The organism is Deinococcus sp. AB2017081 (assembly GCF_034440735.1).
GTDB classification, from domain to species: domain Bacteria; phylum Deinococcota; class Deinococci; order Deinococcales; family Deinococcaceae; genus Deinococcus; species Deinococcus rufus.
In genome coordinates this window covers 698,193-722,336 of sequence record NZ_CP140098.1, presented here as the reverse complement: position 1 = coordinate 722,336, position 24,144 = coordinate 698,193, and the positions used below count along the sequence as shown (strand labels likewise).

The window sequence follows — 24,144 nt, the reverse complement described above, 5'->3', positions numbered from 1 at the left end:
CGAACTCTCCCGGAGGTTCACCATGAAGAAGTCCCTGTCGCTTGCCCTCGTTTCCGCCCTGCTGCTCGGCTCCGCCAGCGCCCAGGAGAAGGTCACCCTGACCGTCGCGGCCTTCCCCAGCCTGGACAGCGCCATCAAGGCCATCCTGCCGGCGTGGAACAAGGCGCACCCGAACGTCACCATCAAGCTGCAAGCCCAGGAGTACGCCGACCACCACAACGCCATGACCACGGCGCTCGCCACCGGTCAGGGCCTGCCTGACGTGATGGCCATCGAGATCGGCTTCGTCAGCAAGTTCGCCGACGGCCAGGGCCTGGAAGACCTGAACAAGGCTCCCTACAACGCCGGCCAGTACAAGAAGCTCTTCACGCCCTTCACCATCGCCCAGGCCACCGGCGCGGACGGCCGCTACATCGCCATGCCCACCGACATCGGCCCCGGCACCTTCTTCTACCGCAAGGACGTGCTCGACAAGGCCGGCGTGAACCCGGTGACCATGACCACCAGCTGGGAGTCCTTCATCGCTGCCGGCAAGCGCATCAAGCAGAAGACCGGCGCGTCCCTGATCAACACCGCGGCCAGCATCAACAACGTCATCATCCGCACCAACCTCAAGCCCGGCGAAGGCATCTACTTCGACAACAAGAACAACCTGCTCGTCGGCCCCGACAACGCCCGCTTCGTGCGCGCCTTCACGCTCTCCAAGCAGGTGCGTGACGCCGGCCTGGACGCCAAGATCGGCGAGTGGAGCAACGAGTGGTACGACGCCTTCAAGAAGGGCACTGTCGCCACGCAGTTCTCCGGCGCGTGGCTCCAGGGCGCCCTGCAGAACTGGATGGCCCCGGACACCAAGGGTCTGTGGCGCGTCCAGAACCTCCCCGAGAAGGGCTTCGCGTCGTGGGGCGGCTCCTTCTACGCCATCCCGACCAAGGCCGCGAACAAGCAGTGGGCCTTCGAGTTCATCAAGTTCATGACCCTGGAGCAGAGCTCGCAGATCACCGCGTTCAAGGACAACGGCGCCTTCCCCGCGCTGCTCGCGGCCCAGAAGGACAAGGCCTTCAGCGAGCCCGTCCCCTTCCTGGGTGGCCAGCAGGCCCGCGTGCTGTGGCGCAACGCCGCCGCTAAGACCCAGCCCATCGACGTGAACAAGTACGACTCGGTCGCCGAGCAGATCCTCCAGACCGAGCTGACCAACGTGCTCGAGCAGGGCAAGGACATCAAGCAGGCGCTGACCGACGCCCGCGCCCAGATCGCGCGCCGCGCCCGCTGAGCCCAGACCCAATCTGACTCGGGCGGGTGGGGGCCTCCAGCGCCTCCACCCGCCCACCTCATTTCGCCCTGCTCCCGAGAGAGGCCCTGCCATGTCCGACCGCGCCAACCTTGCCACCAGCCCGCCCCGGCGCTCCACGTGGAATTACGCCCGCGTGCAGCAGCGACTCGCGCCGTACGTCTTCACCAGCCCCTTTTTCATCCTCTTCCTGATCTTCGGGCTGTTCCCACTGGGCTTCAGCCTGTATCTGGCCTTCCACCTGTGGAATCCGCTGGATGGACTGGGGAACTGGAGATTCGTCGGCTGGGAAAATTTCGCCCTGGCGCTCGGCCCCAGCGACATGTTCTGGAAGGCCCTGAAGAACACCGTGTGGATCGGCCTGCTGTCCGGTGTGCCGCAGCACCTCGTGGCGCTGCCACTGGCCTTCGTGATCAACCAGGCGCTGCGGCGCTGGCAGAGCTCGATCAGCACCATCCTGTTCCTGCCCTATATCACCAACGCCGTCGCCATCACCATCGTGTTCGGCATGCTGTACTCCGAGAACCTGGGGCTGCTGAACTACCTGCTCGCGCAGATCGGCCTGGGCCCGGTGCGCTGGCTGGCCATCCCGGATCTCGTGCCGTACTCGGTCGGGGCCGTGGTGTTCTGGCGCTACGTCGGCTGGAACGTGATCCTGTACCTCTCGGGCCTGCAGGCCATCAGCGAGGACGTGTACGAGGCCGCCACCGTGGACGGCGCGAGCAACTGGCAGAAGTTCTGGTACATCACGCTGCCGCTGCTGCGGCCCATGATGTTCTATGCGTTCACCCTGACCATCGTCGGGAACATGCAGCTGTTCGAGGAACCGTTCATCATGACCGGCCAGGGCGGCGGCAGCGGCGGCGCGGCGCTGACCAGCGCCATGCACATCTTCAACACCGCCTTCCGCGACCTGGACATGGGCTACGCCAGTGCCATGAGCTGGCTGCTGTTCCTGGCGATCTTCGTGCTGAGCATGGTCAACAACTACCTGTTCAGCCGCGACGGAGGGCGTGACGTATGACCACCAAACCCCTCGACACGTCGGCCACGACTCCCCGCCCCCCCCGCCGCGCGCTGCGCCTGCCCGTGGGCCGCGCCGCGCTGTGGGTCTTCGTGGGCATCGCCTGCTTCCTGTCGGTCGTGCCCTTCTATCTGATGTTCGTGTGGGCCTCGCTGCCCAGTGACCAGATCTTCGCCGTACCGCCGCATCTGTGGTTCGGCACCGCCATCGTCGACAACTTCAACAAGATGATGGACGCGACCTTCGGGATGGCCCTGCGCCAGTTCTGGAACTCGCTGTACATCTCGCTGCTGTCGACCGTGACCACGCTGTTCTTCTGCTCGCTGGCCGGCTTCGCCTTCGCGATGTACGAGTTCAGGGGCAAGGCCTTCCTGTTCGGCTTCATCCTGCTGACCATGCTGATCCCGCCGCTGGTGATGGACATCCCCAGCTTCCTGGTCATGAACAACTTCCTGCACTGGATCGGCACGCCCAAGACCCTGTGGGTGCCGGGCATGGCCAACGCCTTCGGGATCTTCCTGATGCGCCAGTACATCATGTCCGCGCTGCCCAAGTCCCTGATCGAGGCCGCGCGGCTGGACGGCGCGACCGAGTTCGGCATCTACGCAAAGGTGGTCGTGCCGCTGATCCGCCCGATCCTGGCGACCCTGGGCGTCGTGACCTTCGTGGGCTCGTGGAACAACTTCAAGGGTGCCCTGATCATGAAGCTCAGCGAGGACAGCACCATGACGCTGCCGCTGTCGCTGCGCAAGATCACGGGCGGCGCGACCAACGTGAACGCCGACTGGGGCGCCACCCTGATGATGGTCGTGCTGACCGTGGTTCCGCTGCTGATCATCTTCCTGATCGCCAGCCGTCAGGTGATCTCCGGCCTGACCAGTGGCGCGGTCAAGGACTGACGTGACGCGACTGCTCACCCTGATCCTGCTGACCGGCGCGGCACACGCCGCCACGGTCACGCCCGGCCCGGCCGCGCCGCGCCCGATCCTGCCGGCCAGCGTGAGCGCCTTCAACCTGGGCAACTGGATGCCGGTGGTCGAGCACGTCTCCACCCTGAACGCCCTGAAGCCCGCCGCGCTGCGCTGGCCCGGCGGGAACGTCGGGGACGAGCAGAACCGTACCGAGGCCGGCCTGCAGGCTCTGAAGAGCAGCTGGACGCTGCTGGGCCGTCCCCCCCTGATGCTCCAGACGCGGGTCTTCGCCCGGCCCGGCGGTGAGCAGGGCGGCAACGCCGCGAAGAACACCCCCGCCGACGCCGCAGCGTTCGTGCGCATGGCGCGTGACCTGGGCCTGACCGTGGCGTACTGGGAGATCGGCAACGAGCCCGATCTGTACGCCACCAACCGCAGCGACCCCAGCTGGACGGCCCAGAAGTACTGCGGCGTGGTGCGGGCCCAGAAGGCCGCGATCCTGGCCGCCGACCCGGCCGCGAAGATCGCCGGCCCGGCCGTGAGCAACCCCGGCCCGTATCTGGACGCGGTCATCAAGGAGTGCGGCGACGCCTTCGACCTGATCACGTGGCACCTGTACCCGTCGAACGGGGACGGCACCGCCGCCCAGGCCTTCGCCAGCGCGGCGCGGGCGACCGACACCGTGAACCGGGTCAGGGGCCTGTGGGCCGACCCGGCCACCAACCCGCGTGCCCAGGGCCGACCGCTGGCGCAGGGCGTGACCGAGTACGCGCAGTCGTACCGCTCGGATCGAGCCACCCACCTGTCGGACGCCGTGGGGGGCCTGTGGGCCGCCGAGGCCGCGCTGCGCCTCTCCGAGGCCGGCGCCGTCTTCAATCCCTACTTCTCCCTCATGGCGACCGGGAACCACGGCCTGATCGACGACGCCGGCTTCCCACGCTTCTCGTACGCGGCCTTCCGCGAACTCACGCACTACCGGGGCGAGACGGTCGATCTGACCAGCGACGACCCCAACCTGTGGGTGCACGGCTCGCGGGAGAACGGCCTGATCACCGTGTTCGCCCTGAACACGGCGGCGGCGGCCACCCCACTGACCATCACCCTGCCCGGCTACGCGGTCGTCGGAGCCAAGACCATCACCGACGCCGACGTGAATGCGGACCGGCCTCCCCGCCCCCTGGCGGTGGCCGCTCCCCTCACCCTGCCTCCGCTGAGCCTGACCCGCCTTGTCCTGAAGTCCTCTTCTCCATCCTCTGCGGAGCTTCCATGACCACCACCCCTGATCCCCTGCACTTCCCGCCCCGCTTCGCGTGGGGCGTGGCGACCGCCTCCTACCAGATCGAGGGCGCGGCCACCGAGGACGGCCGTGGCCCCAGCATCTGGGACACGTTCTCTCACACGCCCGGCAAGGTGAAGGACGGCGACACCGGCGACGTCGCGTGCGACCACTACCACCGCCTGGACACCGACCTGGATCTGATCCAGGCTCTCGGCGTGAACGCGTACCGCTTCAGCGTGGCGTGGCCGCGGCTCCAGCCGACCGGACGCGGCCCGGTGAACCCGAAGGGCCTGGACTTCTACTCCCGGCTGGTGGACGGCCTGCTCACGCGCGGCATCACGCCGTGGCTGACGCTGTACCACTGGGATCTGCCGCAGCCGCTGCAGGATCAGGGCGGCTGGCCGGTGCGCGACACGGCGCTCGCCTTCGGGGATTACGCCGCCATCGTGGCCGACGAACTGGGCGACCGCGTGCAGCACTTCATCACCATCAACGAGCCGTGGTGCGCGGCATTCCTGGGCTACGGCATCGGGATCCACGCCCCCGGGCACCGGGATCTGGCGCAGAGCTACGCCGCCGCCCACCACCTGCTGGTCGGGCACGGTCTGGCCGTGCAGGCGGTGCGGGCGAACGCCCCCGCCGCGCAGGTGGGCATCACCCTGAACCTGTACGAGGGCTATCCCGCGACCGACACCCTGGCGGACCGCGCCGCGACCCGCCGCCAGGACGGTTTCCAGAACCGCTGGTATCTCGATCCCGTGTACGGCCTGGGCTACCCGCAGGACATCGTGGATCTGCTGGGCGAGGCCAGCCCGCAGGCCCAGGGGCTGGTGCTGCCCGGCGACGTGGAACTCATGGGCGTGCCCACCGACTTCCTGGGCGTGAACATGTACTCCCGCTCGGTCATCGAGGACGCGCCGGGCGAGGGCTTCCTGCATTCCCGCGCCGTGCGGCCCCCGGAGAGCGAGTACACCGGCTTTGACTGGGAGGTCGCTCCGCAGAGCCTGACCGACCTGATGCTCCGGCTCCAGCGCGACTACGATCCGCCGGCCATTTACATCACCGAGAACGGCGCGACGTACCCCGACACCGTCGAGGCCGACGGCAGCGTGCAGGACGCCGCCCGCACCCGCTACTTCCAGCAGCACATCGCGGCGCTGCAGCCCGCCCTGGACGGCGGCGCGAAGGTCGCCGGCTACTTCGCGTGGTCGCTGATGGACAACTTCGAGTGGGCCGAAGGGTACGAGAAGCGCTTCGGGATCGTGCACGTGGACTTCGGAACGCAGGCCCGCACGGTCAAGCAGTCGGGGCGCTGGTATCAGGACTTCCTGGCCCGCACGAAGGCCGGGGTGGGCGCATGACCGCCGAACCCCCGACCCGCCAGGGTGTGACCGTCACCAACCCGATCCTGCGGGGCTTCAACCCCGATCCGAGCATCCTGCGGGTCGGCACCGACTACTACATCGCCACAAGCACCTTCCAGTGGTATCCGGGCGTGGCGATCTACCACTCGCGCGACCTGGTGAACTGGCGGCCGGCGGCGCAGCCGCTGAACCGCCTGAGCCTGCTCGATATGCGCGGCGACGCCGATTCCGGCGGCATCTGGGCCCCCTGCCTGAGTCACGACGGCGAGCTGTTCCACCTGATCTACACCGACGTGAAGTCGTGGGGGATCAACGAGTCGTTCAAGGACAGCCACAACTACCTGACGACCGCGCCCAGCATCGAGGGGCCGTGGTCGGAGCCGGTCTACATGAACTCCAGCGGCTTCGATCCCAGCCTGTTCCACGACGATGACGGGAAGAAGTGGTTCCTGAACATGGTCTGGGATCACCGCGCCGGCCACCACCCCTTCGCGGGGATCGTGCTGCAGGAATACAGCCCCGCCGAGAAGAAACTGGTCGGCCCGCGCGAGATCATCTTCACCGGCACCGAGGTCAGGGTCACCGAGGGGCCGCATCTCTACAAAAAAGACGGCTGGTACTACCTGCTGACCGCCGAGGGCGGCACGAGCTGGGAGCACACGGTCACGCTGGCCCGCTCGCGCAGCCTGCACGGGCCCTACGAGGTGCACCCGCAGGGCCCGCTGATGACGGCTGTCGACGCACCGCACCTGCCCATCCAGAAGCCCGGGCACGCCAGCTTCACCAGCACCCCGGACGGCCAGTGGATCATGGCGCACCTGTGCGGCCGTCCCCTGACCACCCAGGGCGAGTGTCCGCTGGGCCGCGAGACCGGCCTCCAGATGCTGGACTGGCCCGAGGGGGCGTGGCCCACGCTGGCCCAGGGCGGCCACCACCCGGTCGAGCACGTACAGCTTCCCGCCCTGCCCCCGCACCCGTGGCCGGAGGTGCCGGCCCGCGATGACTTCACGGGATCAGAGCTGCGCTCCGAGTGGATGACGCTGCGGGCCCCGGCCGAGTTGCTGGGCGTGGAACTGACCGGCGCGGGCCTGCGCCTGCACGGCCGCGAGTCCCTGATGAGCCGCCACAGCGTGGCCCTGGTCGGCCGCCGGCTGCAGTCCCTGCACGCCCGCATGCGCACCGAACTGGAGTTCGCCCCCGACGACTTCCAGCAGATGGCGGGCCTGACGGCGTACTACGACAGCCGCAACTGGGTCTACCTGCGCGTGAGCCATGACGAGACCGCCGGGCGTGCCCTGAACGTGACGAGCTGCGAGAACGGCGTGTACCGCGAGCATCTGTCCCAGGATGTCAGCGTGGGCGACAGCGGCCCGGTACAGCTTGAGGTGACGTACAGCGGTTCCACCTTCCAGTTCGCCTACAGCACGGACGGCGAGACGTGGCAGCCCATCGGCGAGCCCTTCAGCGCCGGCCTGCTCAGCGACGAGCACTGCGGCGGCCTGAGCTTCACCGGCACCTTCCTGGCCCTGACCTGCCAGGACATGAGCGGTCGCCGGGCACCCGCCGACTTCCGCTGGGCCGAGTACACCGAATTCTGAAGAAACTGCTCTGCGCCCGGCGTCCGTGACGACGCCGGGTGTGCTCTTGTGGAGGCACCTATGACGACCACCGACACACCGCGCGCCCTGATGGTCTGGGGCGGCTGGGACGGCCACGAGCCGCAGCAGACCACCGAACGCTTCGCCGCTCTGCTCCGGGAACGGGGCTTCGACGTCACCGTGACCGACAACCTCGACGTGTACACGGACGCCGATCTCCTGGCCCGCCAGAGCGTGATCGTGCAGTGCGTGACGATGAGCACGATCACCAAGGAACAGGTCGCGGGTCTGCTGGACGCCGTGCGCGGCGGCGTGGGCTTTGCTGGCTGGCATGGCGGCGCGGGCGACTCGTTCCGCAACACGCCGGACTACCAGTACATGGTGGGCGGCCAGTGGGTCGCGCACCCCGGCAACATCATCGACTACACGGTACAGATCACGGCCGATCACGCCATCACGCGCGGCCTGACCGACTTCGCCATGCATTCGGAGCAGTACTACCTGCACACCGACCCGAGCAATCAGGTGCTCGCCACGACGACCTTCAGCGGCGAGCACGACGCCTGGATCGCGGGCACCGTCATGCCTGTGGCGTGGACGCGGATGTACGGCGCGGGCCGCGTGGCGTACTGCGCCCTGGGCCACGTGAACCCCGACTTCGAGGTCATGGAAGCGCGGGAACTGACCCTGCGCGGCCTGCTGTGGGCAGCTGGGCAGCTGGACTGAGGAAGGATCCTGCGGTAGTGGCGGAGTTGGGAATTTACGCGGCGGACAAACCCCTCAGTCCGCTGCGCGGCCAGCTCCCCTCAAGGGGAGGTGCCCCGGTGGGGTGAACTCACAGAGCTGCGAAGCAGAGGGGTTCGCCCACAGCGCAACTTGACCCAGCCCTTCCCCAAAGGGTCTTCCTGAAAACCTGAGCACCTCACCCTGCCCCTCACCGAATGCCATCGGGCGCGAAGCGCACGGGCGGTGACGGCGTAAATAAATGGAGCAGGGTCGCAGCCCCACGCCAACGAAACCGCCACCAGAGCCGCTCAGCGACGCATGGCGACCACATGCCGAGCGCAGCGCTTCGCTCCCCTGCCCCTTCGGCGTAGGGGCTGGGGGTGGGGCAGCCCGCCGCAGGCGCCCACCTTCCCATAACACGAAAAAACACTCCCTAAACCACCGTGAATCGTGGTTCGGCTTGCGTTCCCCCAGCCCATACGTTATGCTTTCAGCGTAATCATCTGCACTCACTTCAGGAGGGAGCCATGCTGTACCGTCACGGAGATGTCCTTGTCCAGCGCGTCCCGGCGCTGCCTGCCGCCCACCCCCGCCCCGGCGCGACCCTGGCCCGCGGCGAGGTGACGGGCCACAGCCACCGCTTCCGCGACCCGGCCGGGGTGCAGCTGTACACAGCAGGGGCGGAGACCTACGTACAGGTCACAGCCCCCAGCGCCGACCTGATCCACGAGGAACACGCGACGATCACGCTGCCGCAGGGCACGTACCGGGTGTGGATGCAGCGCGAGTACAGCCCCGAGGCCATCCGCCGCGTGATTGACTGATGACGACGCTGAGTACCGTCAGCGCCGCCGAGGCGCGGAACCTGATCCTGCGCGGGCAGGTGCGCGGCCCACTGCACTTCCGGGGCACGCTCGACCTGAGTGGCGAGCCGCTGACCTGCCTGCCGGACGACCTGAGCGGCGACACGCTGAACATCGGCGGCACCGGCCTGGAGGCGCTGCCCGAACGGCTGGACGTGGGCGAACTGATCGCCACCGGCCTGCCGCTGGAGCGGGTGCCCGCCAGCCTGCGCGTGCGCTTCCGGCTCACGCTGGACGGCTGCGCCGGACTGATCCGCCTGCCGGACGGCCTGAGTGTCGGGTCGCTCAGCCTTCAGGACTGCGTATCGCTGGAACGGCTGCCGGAAGGCCTGGATGTGTGTTTCCTGAACCTCAGCCGCTGCGACGCGCTGCGAAGCTGGCCCGACCTGGCCCGCGTGCGCTTCGGGCACGTGACCCTGCGTGACTGCCTGAGCCTGCGCGGGCTGCCCGAGTGGCTGACCCAGGTGGCGCAGCTCGACCTCAGCGGCTGCCGGGGCATCACGGCGCTGCCGGGGGAGCTGCGGATCAGCGGCTGGCTGGACGTGGCGGGCAGCGGGATCACCGCACTGCCGCCGGGCCAGCCCATCCCGCTGCGCTGGCGCGGCGTGCCGGTCACGGAACGGATCGCCTTCGACCCGAGCAGCATCAGCGGTGCAGATGTGCTGGCCGAGCCCAACACTGAAGTCCGCCGCGTGATGATGGAACGCATGGGCTACGAGCGCTTCCTGGCCGAGGTCGGTGCCCAGGAACTCGACCGCGACCACGACGCGGGCGGCGAGCGGCGGCTGGTGCGGATCGATCTGCCGAACGACGAGCCCTTCGTGGCTGTGTGCGTGCAGTGCCCCTCGACCGGCCGCCAGTACGTGCTGCGCGTGCCCCCGACCATCCGCACCGCCCACGCGGGGAGTGCATGGCTGGCGGGGTTCGACGACGCAGCGGCGTATGTGCCGGTGGTGGAGGCGTAGGGGGCTGTGAGCTCTGGGCTATTAGGAAAACAGGGGTTGAGCCTGTTCATAGCCCATAGCTTAGAGCCCAGTAAGCCTGCCCCCCCGCCACAGCTGCCGCGCCCGCTCCAGATATGCCCCCGGCGCTACCCACTCCGGCCCCTCTGGGATGCGGGCGAGCAGACCGTCGCCGTAGACGGCCCCCGCATCAAGGTCGGGCATGTGGACATAGCCGATGTGGCAGTGACAGGTCACTCGCGTGCAGGGGCGCGGAGCCAGCAGTTCCCGCACGTCCTGCGCGTAGATGTTGCCCAGCGGCGTGGAGATGAAGTGGCAGCGGCGGGCCGCGCCATCGCCGTCTACGCTGATGACGGTCTCTCCGGCTTGGCAGGCGTAGCCCCGGCTGCGGTAGCGGCGAGTGTTCACCTCGAACAGCGGGTCAATGTGGGTCAGGGCAGCGCGTTCGGCGCGGGTGTACGGACGGCCGCCCGTGAAGGCGTTCACCCACAGGTACGTGGCCGGGTTCAGGGCGTCCCGCACGGCCTGGATCTCGGGGAGCTGGTCAGGCACGCCAACCACGCCCACGCTGTAGCGCACGCCCATGGCGTCCAACTCGGCGCAGCGCTTCAGGAAGCGTTCCCGACTGACCTCGCCGGGGTGGTACGTGGCCCACAGACCGACTTTGCCCAGATCGGCGTCCCTGAGCCAGCCCAGCGGCCCGCTGAGGTTCGTCTGGATCGCCACCTGCCGCACGTGGGGCAGCCGGCTGAGGCGGGTGATGGCGTGCTGGTAACGCGGCCAGATCAGCGCCTCGCCCCAGGGGGTGAACAGCACGGACACGTCAAAGGGCTGCGACTCCACCCACGCCACGAACCGTTCCAGCGCGGCACGGTCGGCCTCGTGTTCCTCAGGGGTCTCGCGGTGTTTGGCAAAGGGGCAGTACGGGCAGCCGTAGTTGCAGCTCGACAGCGGCCCCCGGTACAGCACGGTCAGGTGAAATGGTGCTCCTAGCGCCACTCGTACTCCCCGCTCAGCCGGTTCACGGCGTCCGAGTACAGCCACGGGCCGATCGCGTCGGACTGCTCCAGCCCGGCGGGGGTGAGGGTCACGGTGCCGGCCTGCTGGGCGGCCAGCCCGGCAGAGATCAGCGCCGCGAGCTGCGGGAAGTCCTGCATGGCCTCCGAGCCGAACTGCGTGTGGTAGGCCTCCACATCCAGCCCGCTAACGTGCAGCAGCGATTGCAGCAGGTAGCGCCGCCGCCGCTCGTCGGGGCTGAGCCGGAAACCGTGCGTGGCGACCGCGAAGGCCTCGTCCGGCTGGGCCACGAAGTCACGGATGATGTCGCGCACGCCCACCGCGCCCACCGCGTACTCGCTGCTGTAGTGCAGCCCCCCCGTATACGAGCGGGCCCCGCAGCCCAGGCCGACCATGCCGTCGAGCTGACAGGTGTACTCCGGCTCACTGGTCAGCGGCCGGGCGGCCCGCTGGAAGCGCCGCATGGAGGTCTGCACGTAGCCATGCCCGAGCAGGAAGTCGCGGCCCAGGCGGTACAGCTCCAGCCGCTCGTCGTCCCACGAGCGCCCCAGCCGGCCAATGCCGGTCAGCGGGCGCACGTACAGCGGATACAGGAACAGTTCCTCGGGCTGCCAAGTCAGCGCCGTCTCTAGCGAGTGCCGCCACGTCTGCGGTGTCTGGTGCGCCAGGCCATAGATCAGGTCGATGTTCAGGCCCGGCAACCCGGCCGCGCGGATGGCGTCCAGCGCCCGGCGCACCTCCGCGCCGTCCTGGGCGCGCCCGACGCTGTGAACCTCGCTGTCGATGAAGCTCTGCACGCCGATGCTGACGCGGCTCACGCCCCGCGCCGCGAGCACCGCCAGCCGATCCGGCGTGGCCGTCGCAGGTGAGGTCTCGATCGAGGCCGGGAGCGCAGAGGGTGACGCGCCGAAGGTACCCTCCAGCACATCGAACACGCGCTCCAGATCGCCGGCCCGCAGGTACGTGGGCGTGCCGCCGCCCAGCGCCAGCTGCGAGAAGCGAGCCCCCTCGCCCAGCGCGTCCCGTACCACCCGCGCCTGCCGGGTCACGGCGTCCAGATACGCCTGTTCCAGCGACTGCGGCGCATTCACGGTGGTGAACAGGTTGCAGAAGCCGCAGCGCATCTCGCAGAACGGCACGTGCAGGTACAGGAACAGGTTGTCCTTCGTCTCGGTGGCCCAGGCATCGCGCAGGGGCACGGGTGGGTCGAGCGGGCGGTATGCGGTCTTGTGCGGGTACGCATACGTATACGCCTGGAACGGGCCGCGCTTCAGGGCGTCTGGCAGGGGGGGCAGCGTGTGGGTCATGGCGTGGCCTGGAGGAGCAGTTCAGCATACGGAACCGTCCACACCGCCGGGTGTGCGATCCGGTGGCCCCAGTAGCCGTCGTCGCCGAAGCAGGTGCCGTGGTCGGCACACACGATCAGGAGGGTGGTTCCACGGGCACGCAGGGCGTCCAGCAGCGTGGGCAGGGCGGCGTCCACGGTTCTCAGGGCGGCCCGCTGGGAGTCTGGCGAGTCGCGCCGTACGTCGGGCAGATAGAAATGCGTGGGCGTGTGAGTGGCAGCCACGTTCAGCAGCAGGAACACGGGCCGGCTTCCCGCACGGGTCACGGCGTCGGCAGCGACCTGCATCTGCACGCGGGCAGAGTCCGGGTTCTTCACGCCCAGCGCGGGCGACCAGTGCGGCTCTGCAAACAGGTTCGGCAACGCCGACCCCAGCGCCGTGCGGCCATTGAAGAACCCCACGCCGCCCACGCAGACAGTGTGGTATCCACGGGCGGCCAGCGCCTGCGGCAGCGTGGCCTCGGGGAAGACGAAGGTGCCGCTGCCGGTGCTGGTGCTGCTCTCGAATTCGGCGGCGAACAGGCGGGGATGGCGGCCTGGACGGGCAGGCGTGGGCAGAAAGCCCGCCAGGAAGGCGTGATGTGCGGCGTAGGTGAAACTGCCCGGCGTGTGCCGCGCCTCCCACCCACCGGGCGGCAGCAGCGCAGCGAGGTTCGGCGTCTCGCCCAGTTCCAGCGCCCGCACGGCCACGTCGTACCGCAGGCTGTCCAGCGTGACCAGCACCACGTCCGCGCCGGGAATCAGGTCACGTGGACGCAGCATGGCCGGCCCCCAGCAGTGCCCGCAGTTCGGCCGCGTAGGTGTCGTGCCCACGCGCCAGTACGCCCCGGTGGTAATCCCCGAAGGCGTTGACCTCCAGCACCGCGCACCGCCGCCAGCCGGGCGTGAGCAGCACGTCCACCCCGCCGTACAGGGCACCGGGGAAGGCGGCGAGGGCGGCCTGGGCAGTGCGGGTCACGTCGGCCCAGCGCTCGGTGCCCAGCTCGGCCTTCAGCGCCCCGATGTCACCGCGTTCGTTGCCCAGGTGCAGATTCGTGACCGGGCCACGCCCCAGCCGCACCAGCGCGTGCTCGGCGCGGCCCCCGATGACCACCACACGCAGATCCACCGGGCCACCGTGCCACGACGCCTTGGGAAGCCAGCGCTCCACGTGCAGGCCGTGCGGCGCGAGGCCGTCCACGACCGCCCGCACCTCGGGCCACGTGCGGTACGCCAGCAGGCGGCGCGAGTTGTACAGCCGCCCGCCCTCCAGGCGCACCGTACTGACCGCCGACACCCGCTCGCCCGACCAGCGCAGGGCCACCGCGCCGGACGCGCTGGAGCCGTAGGCCAGCTTCACGAAGACCTGCGACCAGCCCCGCTGCCGCGCTCCGTGCAGCACGTCGTCCAGCGACCGCACCTCCGGCAGCGCGTCCGGCACGGGCACTCCGGCCGCGTGCAGGCGGGCGTGCGTGGCAGGCTTGTCGAACATGGTCAGGACGTGCCCGGTGTCCTGCATCCGGCGGTGCGGCGGGGCGTGACGCAACTGCCCCTCCAGCTCGCGCAGCACGGCGCTGAAGCCCGCGTACCACTCCCGCATCGGCGCGATCTCGCCGGCCGCCAGATCGGTGGGCGTGCCCCCACCTCGCTCGATCAGCGCGCGCTCGGTGGCGATGTCCTCGCCCGGCGAGTCGAGCCGGACGACGGTGCCGGGGCGCACGAGTTCCGGCAGCGTGACCCGCCCAGACATCAGCTCCAGATAGGAGACGACCCGTGCAGGCGGCCAGCCCAGCCCGGCCACAGTGGCCTGGAAGGCCCGCACGCGCCGTCCATCCGGCGGGGCAATCAGCAGGATGTCCGGGTCTGGATGGATAGACCCCGGCTCACTCACCCAGGGCCACGAACCGCCAGTCGTCGTCATCCTCCTGGCGCTCACTGACATCGACCTGCACCGGCAGCGCCTCCAGGCGGGCGACCATGTCCTCGGACATGAAGTGGTGCACCAGATGCAGCTTTTTCAGGCCGCGCACGGCCTGGCTACCCAGCAGGGCCTGGCCGCCCTCGTCGGTCAGGACACCCAGCGACAGGTCGAGTTCCTCCAGGCGGGTCAGCACCGGCGCGTCGGCCAGTACCTGCGCGATCTGATCCTGGTGGTCGCTGTTCTTCAGGCCCAGGTACGTCAGCTTCGGGAACAGTGTGCCGTCCAGCACCGGCGTCAGGTCGTCCACGCTGCTGTTGGCCCCGTAGCCCTCGGTGCCCAGGAACAGCTCCAGGTGCTCCAGCACGGGCAGTTCGGCCGTCATGACCTCCCGCACCACCGACACGTCCAGGCCACCGGTCTGCACGATCAGGTGCCGAAGCTCTGGCAGGCTCAGCCGCCCCAGGCTCAGGTTGTTCCCGCCGCGCACGCCCAGGTGTGTGAGGTGCGGGTACGCCGCCAGCAGCGGCGACAGGTCGGCCTGCTGGATCCACGAGATCTCGTTCTCCTCGTAGGTGACGTCACCGAGGAACAGCACGCGCAGCTCGGGCAGGGCGGCGTGGGCGGCCACCAGCGCCTCGACCACGTCCGCGGCCGGGGCCTCGCTGTCCTCGGTGCCCCACCAGCCCACCACGAAGCCGCGTGACGCCCCCACGCCGGGCAGCTCCAGGAACGCCCGGAACTTCTGCACCCACGGCTGCTCGTCGTCCCAGTCCACGCTGATGCGGTGGATGGTGGTGGCCGGATCACCCAGCGGGTCGCCGGGATTCCACTGCCGCACTTGCAAACCGCCGAACTCCGTCAGGTGCTCGCTGATGGTCATGGCCGAAGTGTAACGACCCTGCTCTTTACCGGGGCGGCAGGTGCGGCGGACGTGGTGGCACTGCCCAGGAGAGGGAACCCTCGAAGAAGTGCTCGACGACCAGTCCGGCCGCCCCGCGCCCCCACGCGTCGTCGCTCCAGCGGTCGACCAGCACGTCCGGCTGCCACGCGTCCGGCAGGTGCCGGGCCTGGAAGGCCGCCTGCATGGCAGAGAGCAGAGCGTCGCCGACCACCACTCCCTCGCCGCCGATGATGATGAGTTCCGGGTCGAGCAGATCCGTGAGGTTGGCCAGCGCCTCGCCCAGGCGGCGTCCGGCGTCCTGAAGGATCGGCAGAGGTCGGTCGTCGCTAGCGTCCAGCAGGGCCAGGAGTTCCTCAACCTGCCGAACGCCCACGTCCGGATAGGCGTCGTTGAACTGCGCCACCAGATCCGGGCTGGACACATAGGCCTGCAGGCAGCCGCGCAGACCGCATTCACACGGGCGACCACCGGGTTCGGTCAGGACGTGGCCGAGTTCGCCGGCCCCCCCACGTGGTGTGCGGTACACCTGGCCGTTCAGGACGATGGCCGCCCCGATGCCCCGCCCCAGGGTCACGACCACAAAATCGATCGCCTGCCGCGCCCGGCCGACCAGACGCTCGGCCGTGGCAAAGGCGTTGGCATCGTTGTCGATCCACACCGGCACGCCCAGGTTCGCCCGCAGCAGATCCCCGAACGGCACGTGGTGCCACCCCGCCCGGTGCGACACGACACACACGCCACGCGCCGTATCGATGATGCCGGCCATGGCCAGGCCCACACCGATCAGCGGCGTCAGCGGGTCGCGCTGGGTGAGCCGCAGATGGTCGCAGGCCACGCGCGCGGCGGCCACCACATGATCCGGGGTGGGGCCATCCAGGGGCACACGGATCTGGTCGACCACATTCAGGGCCAGATCGGTCAGCACGGCCTGGATCTCGGTTTCCAGGAGTTTCATGCCGATGGCGTGGTGGCCGGCGTAGTTGATCCCCAGCGGCACCGGGTGGCGGGGCAGCTGCCGGGCAAGCTCCGGGTGCTCGATCAGGAGGCCCTCGGCGAGCAGGTCGCTGGTGACGATGGTGATCGAGGCGGCGCTGAGGCTGGTCTGCTGCGCGATCCGGGTGCGGCTCATGGGGCCCTCGCGCCGCAGTTCGTCGAGGATCAACCGGCGGTTCATGGCCCGCGCGGCCCCCTGATCGACTTTCCGTGCGCGCATGGAAGGCATGCTACCCGCTGCCCGTGCCTTCGGGAGGAGCGGGTGTGCGGCGTGGTCATGACCCCCACTTATGAGATTTCTTTCATTTGACAAAGTGAAGACAAGTCTCTACCATTGTTCAGACGCCACAATTTTTCAGGCCCGCTCCGGGCACCACCCGCACGTACCGGCCCCCGCCGGGAGGTCTTCCATGCGCCTACGGTCTGCGCTGGCCCGTCCACTCCGCCCCACCCCGTCACCGGCCGTCCTGGCACTGGCCACCCTGATCCTCGCCGCATGCGGCGCCCCCACGGCTCCTGTAAAGACGGACGCGACCCTGCACGCCGCCGCTACCCGCAGTTCCAAGCGCGGCATCGCCTACGACCTCGCCACGGTCGCCGACGTGAACGTGCTGTCGCCCGGCGTGGGCTGGTGGTACAACTGGAGCCCCACCCCGAACGCCGGCGCCCCCACGGGCAGCACCATGGAATTCGTGCCGATGCTGTGGAACGGCAGCTTCGACACGGCCACCGTTGTGGCCCAGATCCGTGCGCTGCCAGCGGCGAAAAACCTGCTGGTGCTGAACGAACCGAACCTGACGGATCAGGCGAACCTGACGCCCGCACAGGCGGCGGCCCTGTGGCCCCGCTACGAGCAGGTGGCACGCGACGCCGGCGTGAATCTCGTCGGGCCGGCCATGACGTGGGGTACCATGGCGAACTACCAGGATCCCGTCGTGTGGCTGGACGCCTTCTACGCGGCGTACCGCAGCACCAACGGACGCGACCCGCGCATCGACGCGCTGGCCTTCCACTGGTACGACTACGGTCTGGCGGGGCAGCTCGACCGCCTGAAGAAGTACGGCAAACCCCTGTGGGTGACCGAGTTCGCCAACTGGCATGGCCAGCAGGACGGCGCACAGATCGACACGGCCGCCAAACAGATCGCGCAGCAGACCGACATGGTCGCCACCCTGGAGGGCCGTGCCGACGTCGTGCGGTACGCGTGGTTCACAGGCCGCTGGAACGCCGACCCGCACTTCACCAGCCTGCTTGCCGGACAGGGGCAGCTGACCCCTCTGGGGCAGAACTACCTGAATCTGCCCGGCGCAGCCGCCACCTTGACCTGCGCCGCGACGAACATCGCCCAGGGCAGACCGGCAGTCGCGTCCTCCAGTGAATCCGCCGGCACGCCCGCGAGCGCCGCCGTGGACGGCACTGCCGGCACCCGCTGGTCGAGCGCGTTTGCAGATCCGCAGTGGCTGCGCGTCGATCTGGGCAGCACCCAGCCCATCTGCGGCATCACCGTGCAGTGGGAGGCCGCGTACGCCAGGGCCTTCCAGATCCAGACCTCGAACGACGCCACCACCTGGACGACGGTCTACAGCACCACGGCCGGTACGGGCGGCACCCAGACCCTGAACGTGACCGGCAGCGGGCGCTACGTCCGGCTGCTCGGCACCGTACGCGCCACCCCCTACGGCTACTCGTTGTGGGAGATGCAGGTACGCCGCACGAACTGATCACCGTGTTCCCCTCAGTGCGCCCCCCCGGCGCGGCTCAGCAAGGAGTCCCATGAACACACCGCTGTCTTCGTCCCTCGCGCGTGCCACCCTCGTTGCCAGTCTGGGCCTGCTGCTCGGGGGGTGCTCGGAACAGGCGGCCCCCACGACGGCCGCTGCCTCCCCCACCCTGGGTGCCCTGGCGACCTGCGCGACCCCGAACCTCGCGCTGAACAGGGCCTCGATGTCGTCCAGCAACGAGACGAACGCGAACCTGTCCGGCGCCGCCTTCGACGGCAACACGACCACCCGCTGGAGCAGTGCCTTCAGTGATCCGCAGTGGGTCTACGTGGATCTGGGCAGCGTGCAGACCCTCTGCCAGGTCACCCTCCAGTGGGAGGCCGCCTCGGCCAGGGCGTTCAAGCTTCAGGTGTCCAACGACGCCAGCACTTGGACTGACGTCTATAGCACCACTACTGGCGCGGGCGGCACCCAGACCATCCCCGTGACCGGCAGCGGCCGCTACGTCCGGATGTACGGCACGGCGCGCAACACCACCTACGGCTACTCGCTGTACGAGCTGCAGGTCAACGGGCCGGCCACCACCACGCCCACCGGGCCGGTCTGCTTCTACGCCGACCCCAACTACCTGGGCGAGTCGTTCTGCGCGAGTACCGACAGCAGCTGGGTCGGCAGCACGTGGAATGACCGCATCAGCTCGGTCAGGGTGCAGCCCGGCTATCAGGTGCAGCTGTTTAATGACATCACCTATGGCGGCACCAGCAAAACCCTCACGGCCAACGCCGCCTCACTGCCTGATTTCGATAATCTCGCCTCGTCCTTCAGGGTCAGCCAGGTCGTGAGTCTCCCCACCTCGGACACGCCGAATTTCGGGCCGAACGTGAAGATCTATGACCCCAGCGTGCCGGCCGCGACGATCCAGGCCGACATCGACGCCGCCTTCAACGCAGGGAAACTCAATGCCAGTGCGCAGTTCGGCAGCCAGCGCTACACCTTCCTGTTCAAGCCTGGCAATTACGGCCGCGTGTGGGCGAACATCGGCTTCTACACGCACATCGCGGGGCTGGGCCTCAACCCGGACGACGTGACCATCAACGGCGCGGTCAATGTGGACAGCGGCTGGAACGCCGGAGACGAGACGAACGCCACGCAGAACTTCTGGCGCAGCGCCGAGAACCTCGCGGTGGTGCCGGAAGGCGGAACCAACCGCTGGGCCGTGTCGCAGGCCGCCCCGATGCGCCGGGTGCATATCAGGGGAGCTCTGACCCTGGCTCCCAGCAACCAGGGCAACCCGACCGGGTATGCGTCGGGCGGCTACCTCGCGGACGCCCGCGTGGACGGCGCCGTCAGCTCCGGTTCGCAGCAGCAGTGGTACACCCGTGACAGCTCGATCGGCAGCTGGAACGGCGGCGTCTGGAACATGGTGTTCTCCGGCGTGAGCGGCGCCCCCGCCCAGGCCTTCCCGAACCCCCCGCACACCACGCTGGCCACCACGCCCGTGTCGCGCGAGAAACCGTACCTGTACATCGACAGCGCCGGCAAGTACCGCGTCTTCGTCCCGAACCTGCGCACGAACGCCAGCGGGGCCACCTGGCCGAACACGCCCGGCAGCAGCATTCCCCTCAACCAGTTCTACGTCGCGAAACCCACGGACAGCGCTGCCACGCTGAATCAGGCGCTCGCGCAGGGCCTGAACCTGTTCTTCACGCCCGGCGTGTACCGCATCAATCAGACGCTGAACGTCACCCGCGCGAACACCGTCCTCTACGGCCTGGGCTTCCCCACCCTGATCCCCGAGGGCGGCGTGAACGCCATCCAGACCGCCGACGTGGACGGCGTGAAGATCTCGGGCCTGCTGTTCGACGCCGGCACCACCAACAGCGCCGCGCTGCTGACCATCGGCACCGCCGGCTCGCACGTCAGCCACGCCGCGAACCCCACCAGCGTGCAGGACGTGTTCTTCCGCATCGGCGGCGCGGTCGCCGGGAAGGCCACCACCAGCCTGATCGTGAACAGCGACCACACCCTGATCGACCACATCTGGGCGTGGCGTGCCGACCACGGCACCAGCCCCACCGGCTGGACGATCAACACTGCCGACACCGGCCTGATCGTGAACGGCCACAACGTCCTGGCGACCGGGCTGTTCGTCGAGCACTACCAGAAGTACGAGGTCATCTGGAACGGTCAGGGCGGCAAGACCATCTTCTTCCAGAACGAGAAACCCTACGACGTGCCGGACAACGCCACGTGGCGCAGCGGCGCCAACGGCTACGCCGCTTACAAGGTCGCCGACAGCGTCACCACCCACGAGGGCTGGGGCATGGGCGTGTACTCGTTCTTCAACGTGAATCCCAGCGTGCACGTCGACCGGGGCTTCGAGGTGCCGAACGTCGCCGGCGTGAAATTCCACGACCTGCTCACCGTGTCGCTCGGCAACACGGGCACCATCGACCACGTCATCAACACCACCGGCCCGGTCGCGCCGCAGCCTGGCACGAACACCTCGCCCAGCAACGTCGTCAGCTACCCCTGACCGGCTGACAAGCACGCGGCCCACCCTCCACACCGGAGCGGTGGGCCGTGGCGGGTCTAGGCCAGGTGCGGCGCGAGGTTCACACCCGTCACGTAGGCCGTGTGTGAGAGGCGACTCAGTCGCACGGTGGCGAAGGCGGTGTCCCCGAATGGAAACCAGCCGTGCTGCATACCCAGCAGTTCGCGCAGCAGAGAGTTCCCGAAGCCGCCGTGCGTCACGACCAGCACCCGCTCTCCCCCACCCTGCCAGATCAGCTCCAGCGCGTGCAGCGCCCGCGCCCGGATGGCCGCCTGACTCTCGCCCCCATGTGGCGTGAAGGCGTCGAGATCGTGCCGGAAGGCGGGCATGGGGCATTTCTCCAGCGCCTCGTTCCGTTTCATGCCAGCAAGTGGCCCGTTGTCCCACTCCCGGAGGAGATCCGAGGGCGTCATGGGCACCGCCAGCGCGTCCGTGACGATCCGAGCCGTCTCTTGGGCGCGCTGCAACGTCGAGCAGTAGGCGCGGTCAAAGCCCGGCGGATTCGCCGTCCAGTACGCGGCGAGGGCCGCCGCCTGCGCCTCTCCCTCGGCACTCAGTGGCGAGTCGTAGCGCCCTTCATGGACGTTCTCGTCGTCAGCGCGGCTGCGGCCGTGACGCAGGATGGTCAGGTGCAGGGTGGTCACGTGGTTCTCGTGGCGACGATCACCCGTTCGCGGCGGCTGACCTCGACCTCCACGCACGTCAGGCGCGGGTGGGTGAACAGGAGGTCGCGCAGTGGATCGCCCGCGTACAGCGCCTCGGGGATAAACGCGGGCGGGCTGAAATTGTCCATGACCAGCGTGCCGCCCACGCGCAGTGCGTCGGCCAGCCGCTCGACGTCGACCTTCGCCGCAGCGCAGTCCGCGAAGATCAGGTCGAAGGGCGCACGATCCAGGCTGCCCGTCCAGTCGCCGTGCAGCACCTCGGCACGCGGGTCGGTCGCCAGCAGTGCCCAGACCGTCTCTGCCCACAGGGGATCGGCCTCGACGGTCAGCAGCCGGGCCGCGGCGTCCATGCCCGAAAGCAGCCACGCCGCGCCCACCCCGGCCCCGCTGCCCAGTTCCAGCAGCCGCCCACCGGGGCGCATCGCTGCCAGGGTGCGCAGCAGTCGGCCCGTCTCCAGCGAGCACGAGCGGTCGAACCCCAGCCGAGCCGCATCGCTCTGGGCCAGCCAGACCAGGGACGGCACGTCCAGATGCGCCGGTATCCTGCCCCGCGCGGCCAGCACCTGCCGGATCTGGATGTCGTCGGCCCACGGCAGCGCACGCGGGTTGACCCACGCCGCCGGCCGCCCCTCCGGGCTGGGCTCCTGCGAGAGCAGCCGCAGCGGTACACACGCCGAGTCACCGTGCAGGATCACGGCCTCTCCCGCGACCTCGCAGTGGGCTCCAGCCTCCTCCCACGCCTCGCGCACGGCCGCCTGCTCGGGCGTCTCGCCGGGATGGATGCCGCCGCCGGGCAGCGTCCAGCCACCCCACTCCAGGCCGGTCATGAGCACCAGGCCCTCGTGTTCGATCCAAGCACACGCGCGGCCCACGCGATCCAGCCCTGGCGACAGGTTCAGGAACTTCGGGCCGCTCACGCCAGCACCGCCAGGGCCCCGGCCAGCGGGGCGCGGTGGTCGCGCAGGGTGGTCAGGGTGCCGGAATGGTGAACATGGGCGGCGAACTCCACGTCCTGCGGATGTTCGGAGTGAAAGCTATCGAGGACACTGTTCGTTCCCAGCGCACGTCCCTCGTCCATCAGGGCATGAATCATCAGCCGCAGCGCCGCCCGCTGCACCTCCTCCGGGGCGCGGCCCACGCGGATTCCCTTTCTCGACACATACGGGTCGTCGGTCAGGAGGTGCGTGCAGCCGGCCCAGGGGTCGGAGGCCGCGTACTCCACCGCCCGCACACCACTCATGGCAATCGCCCCAGCACACTGCGGACAGGGCTGCACTGTGGTCAGCACCGTCCAGCCGTAACAGGCCGGGCGCGGCGTGTCCTTCAGGTTCAGCAACGCATTGATCTCGGCGTGCGCGAGGTCGTGCCCACTGATGACCCCACCCTCCGCGCTGCGCGGGTCGCCCAGCCGGTTGCGGCCCCGCGCAATCACCTGTCCCCCGGCATCGACCACGCACGCGCCGATGGGATAGGAGCCGTGCAGGTAGGCGTCCCAGGCTTCCAACAGGGCAGCGTTCCAGCCTGCCGACAGAGGAACACGGCTGCTCACGCCGGCCACGCATTCATGGCCTGTCGCAGCGCCACGATCTTGCCCAGGTGGTAGGCGTTATGCACCGCCAGGCCGTACAGAATATCGGCCATCGTCTCGCCGGGATTGACCTCCGCGTGCAGCTTCTCCGGCGAGGTCGTCCACGCGAGCGCCCGCTCCAGCCCGGCCAGGAAGTCCTCGACCAGCGCGTTCCATTCGGCCAGATCGGTCGGCGGATGCTCCGGGTAGCGCAAACCGGCCTGCCACGTCCGCTCGTACAGTGCCTCGTCGCGGTCGACCATGATGGTCTGCCACAGCGCCGCGTGCCACAGCTCGTCGTAGATGGAATGCGACTGCGCGGACGCTCTCGCGGTGACCTGCTCCAGCGTGAGGCCACTCAGGAGCTTGCGCCGGTCGGCGAATTCGCCATGGAAGAGATGTTCCCACCTGTTCATCAGTCCTTCCTCCATCTGGTTAAGGAGCCAATACCGAGCCACGCGATCACGTCTTGGACGTTGGCCGCCAGCCGATAGTCAACTGTCGTCCTCAAACACGGGAATGTCCTGCAAGTTGTCGGGAGACGTCAGCAGGTACGTTGACGGGGAAACCGGGAGGGTTGTCGACCGTCCGAGAATGTTGGGAATGATCTGCTCCGGCTGATGCTGCCGCGCGGGGGAAACACCAAGACGAATCTCGAACACGTCTTCCACCGCCTCCGCCTTCTCCAGCACAGCCCAGTCACTTCCCAGGGCCTGCATGGCCTCGACGGCCCGACGACAGGTAGCTGGCGTATTGATGGCATCGAACGGCATGATGATTTCGACTCCCTGTACGACCTCGATCTTGCCCTTCGACCACCTGAAGGTCACAGCTCGCCCCGGTTCTTCTCGATCAGGTCGTCCACGGCCTCGCGCAGCAGGCTCGCCTCGGTGCGGCCCAGGGCTCCGGACAGCTTGGCCAGACGGTCGAGCTGGCTCTTGGAGTAGTAGTTGCTCTTGAGCACCATCTTGCTCTCCACATAGATGCACGCCCGCGCCCGGCCCTCGCGTTTGGCGCGCAGCAGGGCTTCCTCGGCGGCGCGGTACAGGTCGGCGTACAGCGTGGCGTGCGCGGGGCGGGCGGCCAGACCCACGCTCAGGCCCAGGCTGCGCGGCCACTGCGGGTCGCGGTGGATGTGGAAGTGCTTGATGACCTCGTCGAACAGGATCAGCGAGGTCTCGGCGGCGGTCTCGGGCAGGATGCTGGCGTACTCGTCGCCGCCGATCCGGCCGATCACGCTGCCCGACGGCAGGCTGCCCGACAGCAGCCGCTCGACACCGCGCAGCACGCGGTCGCCCTCGCCGTGGCCCAGCGTGTCGTTCAGGGTCTTGAAGTGGTCGAGGTCAAGGACAGCCAGGGTGAGGGGAGCACCCTTCAGGGACTCGAAGGCGTCCTCGAAGGCGTTGCGGCTGAGAATGGCGGGGCGGGCGGCCATACGGGTACCTCCGGGCAGGGGACGGCAAGGA

At 68.8% G+C, this 24,144-nt stretch carries 23 protein-coding genes; 11 read left to right on the top strand and 12 right to left on the bottom strand.

Going from position 1 to position 24,144, the window contains the following annotated elements; translation table 11 throughout:
• Positions 1 to 22 precede the first annotated feature (22 nt).
• The 9 genes from U2P90_RS03505 to U2P90_RS03465 all read left to right on the top strand — a co-directional run bounded on the left by U2P90_RS03505 (position 23) and on the right by U2P90_RS03465 (position 10,018).
• Positions 23 to 1,270, top strand: coding sequence for an ABC transporter substrate-binding protein (locus U2P90_RS03505; protein ID WP_322473821.1), 1,248 nt, complete (start codon positions 23 to 25; stop codon positions 1,268 to 1,270).
• Between the two features lie 91 nt (positions 1,271 to 1,361).
• Entirely contained in the window at positions 1,362 to 2,312 is a 951-nt protein-coding gene (locus U2P90_RS03500) for a carbohydrate ABC transporter permease (RefSeq protein ID WP_295815993.1), read from the top strand.
• Positions 2,309 to 3,211, top strand: coding sequence for a carbohydrate ABC transporter permease (locus U2P90_RS03495; protein ID WP_295815991.1), 903 nt, complete (start codon positions 2,309 to 2,311; stop codon positions 3,209 to 3,211). The genes U2P90_RS03500 and U2P90_RS03495 overlap by 4 nt, the downstream gene beginning before the upstream one ends.
• Position 3,212: 1 nt before the next feature.
• Positions 3,213 to 4,493, top strand: coding sequence for a hypothetical protein (locus U2P90_RS03490; RefSeq protein WP_322473820.1), 1,281 nt, complete (start codon positions 3,213 to 3,215; stop codon positions 4,491 to 4,493).
• Positions 4,490 to 5,863, top strand: coding sequence for a GH1 family beta-glucosidase (locus U2P90_RS03485; protein ID WP_322473819.1), 1,374 nt, complete (start codon positions 4,490 to 4,492; stop codon positions 5,861 to 5,863). The genes U2P90_RS03490 and U2P90_RS03485 overlap by 4 nt, the downstream gene beginning before the upstream one ends.
• The gene (locus U2P90_RS03480) at positions 5,860 to 7,464 is read left to right on the top strand and encodes a glycoside hydrolase family 43 protein (protein ID WP_322473818.1); all 1,605 of its coding nucleotides are present in this window, start codon (positions 5,860 to 5,862) and stop codon (positions 7,462 to 7,464) included. The genes U2P90_RS03485 and U2P90_RS03480 overlap by 4 nt, the downstream gene beginning before the upstream one ends.
• Positions 7,465 to 7,524: 60 nt before the next feature.
• On the top strand, positions 7,525 to 8,190 hold the full coding sequence (locus U2P90_RS03475) for a ThuA domain-containing protein (protein ID WP_322473817.1): 666 nt from the start codon (positions 7,525 to 7,527) through the stop codon (positions 8,188 to 8,190).
• A 527-nt stretch (positions 8,191 to 8,717) separates the two neighbouring features.
• Positions 8,718 to 9,014, top strand: a complete 297-nt coding sequence (locus tag U2P90_RS03470) for a hypothetical protein (RefSeq protein ID WP_322473816.1) — start codon at positions 8,718 to 8,720, stop codon at positions 9,012 to 9,014.
• Positions 9,014 to 10,018: a DUF6745 domain-containing protein gene (locus U2P90_RS03465; RefSeq protein WP_322473815.1), complete on the top strand. Its 1,005-nt coding sequence runs from the start codon at positions 9,014 to 9,016 to the stop codon at positions 10,016 to 10,018. The genes U2P90_RS03470 and U2P90_RS03465 overlap by 1 nt, the downstream gene beginning before the upstream one ends.
• A 60-nt stretch (positions 10,019 to 10,078) precedes the next feature.
• On the opposite strand, the gene U2P90_RS03460 is transcribed toward U2P90_RS03465, so the two are convergent.
• The 6 genes from U2P90_RS03460 to U2P90_RS03435 are packed head-to-tail and all read right to left on the bottom strand — an operon-like array spanning position 10,079 to position 16,391.
• The gene (locus U2P90_RS03460) at positions 10,079 to 11,014 is read right to left on the bottom strand and encodes an STM4011 family radical SAM protein (RefSeq protein WP_322473814.1); all 936 of its coding nucleotides are present in this window, start codon (positions 11,012 to 11,014) and stop codon (positions 10,079 to 10,081) included.
• The gene (locus U2P90_RS03455) at positions 11,005 to 12,339 is read right to left on the bottom strand and encodes an STM4012 family radical SAM protein (protein WP_322473813.1); all 1,335 of its coding nucleotides are present in this window, start codon (positions 12,337 to 12,339) and stop codon (positions 11,005 to 11,007) included. Before U2P90_RS03455 ends, U2P90_RS03460 begins: the two co-directional genes overlap by 10 nt.
• Positions 12,336 to 13,139, bottom strand: a complete 804-nt coding sequence (locus tag U2P90_RS03450) for an STM4013/SEN3800 family hydrolase (protein WP_322473812.1) — start codon at positions 13,137 to 13,139, stop codon at positions 12,336 to 12,338. The genes U2P90_RS03455 and U2P90_RS03450 overlap by 4 nt, the downstream gene beginning before the upstream one ends.
• Positions 13,123 to 14,277, bottom strand: coding sequence for an STM4014 family protein (locus tag U2P90_RS03445; RefSeq protein ID WP_322473811.1), 1,155 nt, complete (start codon positions 14,275 to 14,277; stop codon positions 13,123 to 13,125). The genes U2P90_RS03450 and U2P90_RS03445 overlap by 17 nt, the downstream gene beginning before the upstream one ends.
• Positions 14,240 to 15,157: an STM4015 family protein gene (locus U2P90_RS03440; protein ID WP_322473810.1), complete on the bottom strand. Its 918-nt coding sequence runs from the start codon at positions 15,155 to 15,157 to the stop codon at positions 14,240 to 14,242. The genes U2P90_RS03445 and U2P90_RS03440 overlap by 38 nt, the downstream gene beginning before the upstream one ends.
• Before the next feature lie 25 nt (positions 15,158 to 15,182).
• Positions 15,183 to 16,391 carry an ROK family protein gene (locus U2P90_RS03435; RefSeq protein ID WP_322473809.1) on the bottom strand — a complete coding sequence of 403 codons (1,209 nt, stop codon included), beginning with the start codon at positions 16,389 to 16,391 and terminating at the stop codon, positions 15,183 to 15,185.
• A 190-nt stretch (positions 16,392 to 16,581) separates the two neighbouring features.
• On the opposite strand from U2P90_RS03435, the gene U2P90_RS03430 reads away from it, so the two are divergent.
• Positions 16,582 to 17,892 (top strand): glycosyl hydrolase, encoded by a 1,311-nt coding sequence (locus tag U2P90_RS03430; RefSeq protein WP_322473808.1) that lies wholly within the window; start codon positions 16,582 to 16,584, stop codon positions 17,890 to 17,892.
• A 52-nt stretch (positions 17,893 to 17,944) separates the two neighbouring features.
• On the top strand, positions 17,945 to 20,428 hold the full coding sequence (locus U2P90_RS03425; protein ID WP_322473807.1) for a discoidin domain-containing protein: 2,484 nt from the start codon (positions 17,945 to 17,947) through the stop codon (positions 20,426 to 20,428).
• A 56-nt stretch (positions 20,429 to 20,484) separates the two neighbouring features.
• Here the strand turns inward: U2P90_RS03425 and U2P90_RS03420 are convergent, their stop codons facing one another.
• The 6 genes from U2P90_RS03420 to U2P90_RS03395 form a co-directional block, all read right to left on the bottom strand.
• Complete coding sequence (locus tag U2P90_RS03420; protein WP_322473806.1) at positions 20,485 to 21,090, bottom strand: histidine phosphatase family protein; 606 nt, start codon at positions 21,088 to 21,090, stop codon at positions 20,485 to 20,487.
• Complete coding sequence (locus U2P90_RS03415; protein ID WP_322473805.1) at positions 21,087 to 22,028, bottom strand: NUDIX domain-containing protein; 942 nt, start codon at positions 22,026 to 22,028, stop codon at positions 21,087 to 21,089. The genes U2P90_RS03420 and U2P90_RS03415 overlap by 4 nt, the downstream gene beginning before the upstream one ends.
• Positions 22,025 to 22,615 carry a nucleoside deaminase gene (locus U2P90_RS03410; protein ID WP_322473804.1) on the bottom strand — a complete coding sequence of 197 codons (591 nt, stop codon included), beginning with the start codon at positions 22,613 to 22,615 and terminating at the stop codon, positions 22,025 to 22,027. Before U2P90_RS03410 ends, U2P90_RS03415 begins: the two co-directional genes overlap by 4 nt.
• A gap of 41 nt (positions 22,616 to 22,656) precedes the next feature.
• A complete protein-coding gene (locus U2P90_RS03405; RefSeq protein WP_322473803.1) occupies positions 22,657 to 23,094 on the bottom strand; it encodes a DinB family protein in 438 nt (145 codons plus the stop codon).
• A 78-nt stretch (positions 23,095 to 23,172) separates the two neighbouring features.
• Entirely contained in the window at positions 23,173 to 23,508 is a 336-nt protein-coding gene (locus tag U2P90_RS03400; protein WP_322473802.1) for a hypothetical protein, read from the bottom strand.
• The gene (locus U2P90_RS03395; RefSeq protein WP_295815973.1) at positions 23,505 to 24,113 is read right to left on the bottom strand and encodes a GGDEF domain-containing protein; all 609 of its coding nucleotides are present in this window, start codon (positions 24,111 to 24,113) and stop codon (positions 23,505 to 23,507) included. Before U2P90_RS03395 ends, U2P90_RS03400 begins: the two co-directional genes overlap by 4 nt.
• Positions 24,114 to 24,144 lie beyond the last annotated feature (31 nt).

What these genes read in the sequence shown, in the direction of transcription:
- U2P90_RS03500 (WP_295815993.1), top strand. Translation starts at nt 1,362, where the DNA reads ATGTCCGACCGCGCCAACCTTGCCACCAGCCCGCCCCGGCGCTCCACG.
- U2P90_RS03505 (WP_322473821.1), top strand. Translation starts at nt 23, where the DNA reads ATGAAGAAGTCCCTGTCGCTTGCCCTCGTTTCCGCCCTGCTGCTCGGC.
- U2P90_RS03470 (WP_322473816.1), top strand. Translation starts at nt 8,718, where the DNA reads ATGCTGTACCGTCACGGAGATGTCCTTGTCCAGCGCGTCCCGGCGCTG.
- U2P90_RS03475 (WP_322473817.1), top strand. Translation starts at nt 7,525, where the DNA reads ATGACGACCACCGACACACCGCGCGCCCTGATGGTCTGGGGCGGCTGG.
- U2P90_RS03455 (WP_322473813.1), bottom strand. Translation starts at nt 12,339, where the DNA reads ATGACCCACACGCTGCCCCCCCTGCCAGACGCCCTGAAGCGCGGCCCG.
- U2P90_RS03395 (WP_295815973.1), bottom strand. Translation starts at nt 24,113, where the DNA reads ATGGCCGCCCGCCCCGCCATTCTCAGCCGCAACGCCTTCGAGGACGCC.
- U2P90_RS03440 (WP_322473810.1), bottom strand. Translation starts at nt 15,157, where the DNA reads ATGACCATCAGCGAGCACCTGACGGAGTTCGGCGGTTTGCAAGTGCGG.
- U2P90_RS03450 (WP_322473812.1), bottom strand. Translation starts at nt 13,139, where the DNA reads ATGCTGCGTCCACGTGACCTGATTCCCGGCGCGGACGTGGTGCTGGTC.
- U2P90_RS03435 (WP_322473809.1), bottom strand. Translation starts at nt 16,391, where the DNA reads ATGCGCGCACGGAAAGTCGATCAGGGGGCCGCGCGGGCCATGAACCGC.
- U2P90_RS03405 (WP_322473803.1), bottom strand. Translation starts at nt 23,094, where the DNA reads ATGAACAGGTGGGAACATCTCTTCCATGGCGAATTCGCCGACCGGCGC.
- U2P90_RS03425 (WP_322473807.1), top strand. Translation starts at nt 17,945, where the DNA reads ATGAACACACCGCTGTCTTCGTCCCTCGCGCGTGCCACCCTCGTTGCC.
- U2P90_RS03430 (WP_322473808.1), top strand. Translation starts at nt 16,582, where the DNA reads ATGCGCCTACGGTCTGCGCTGGCCCGTCCACTCCGCCCCACCCCGTCA.
- U2P90_RS03480 (WP_322473818.1), top strand. Translation starts at nt 5,860, where the DNA reads ATGACCGCCGAACCCCCGACCCGCCAGGGTGTGACCGTCACCAACCCG.
- U2P90_RS03485 (WP_322473819.1), top strand. Translation starts at nt 4,490, where the DNA reads ATGACCACCACCCCTGATCCCCTGCACTTCCCGCCCCGCTTCGCGTGG.
- U2P90_RS03465 (WP_322473815.1), top strand. Translation starts at nt 9,014, where the DNA reads ATGACGACGCTGAGTACCGTCAGCGCCGCCGAGGCGCGGAACCTGATC.
- U2P90_RS03495 (WP_295815991.1), top strand. Translation starts at nt 2,309, where the DNA reads ATGACCACCAAACCCCTCGACACGTCGGCCACGACTCCCCGCCCCCCC.
- U2P90_RS03445 (WP_322473811.1), bottom strand. Translation starts at nt 14,277, where the DNA reads ATGACGACGACTGGCGGTTCGTGGCCCTGGGTGAGTGAGCCGGGGTCT.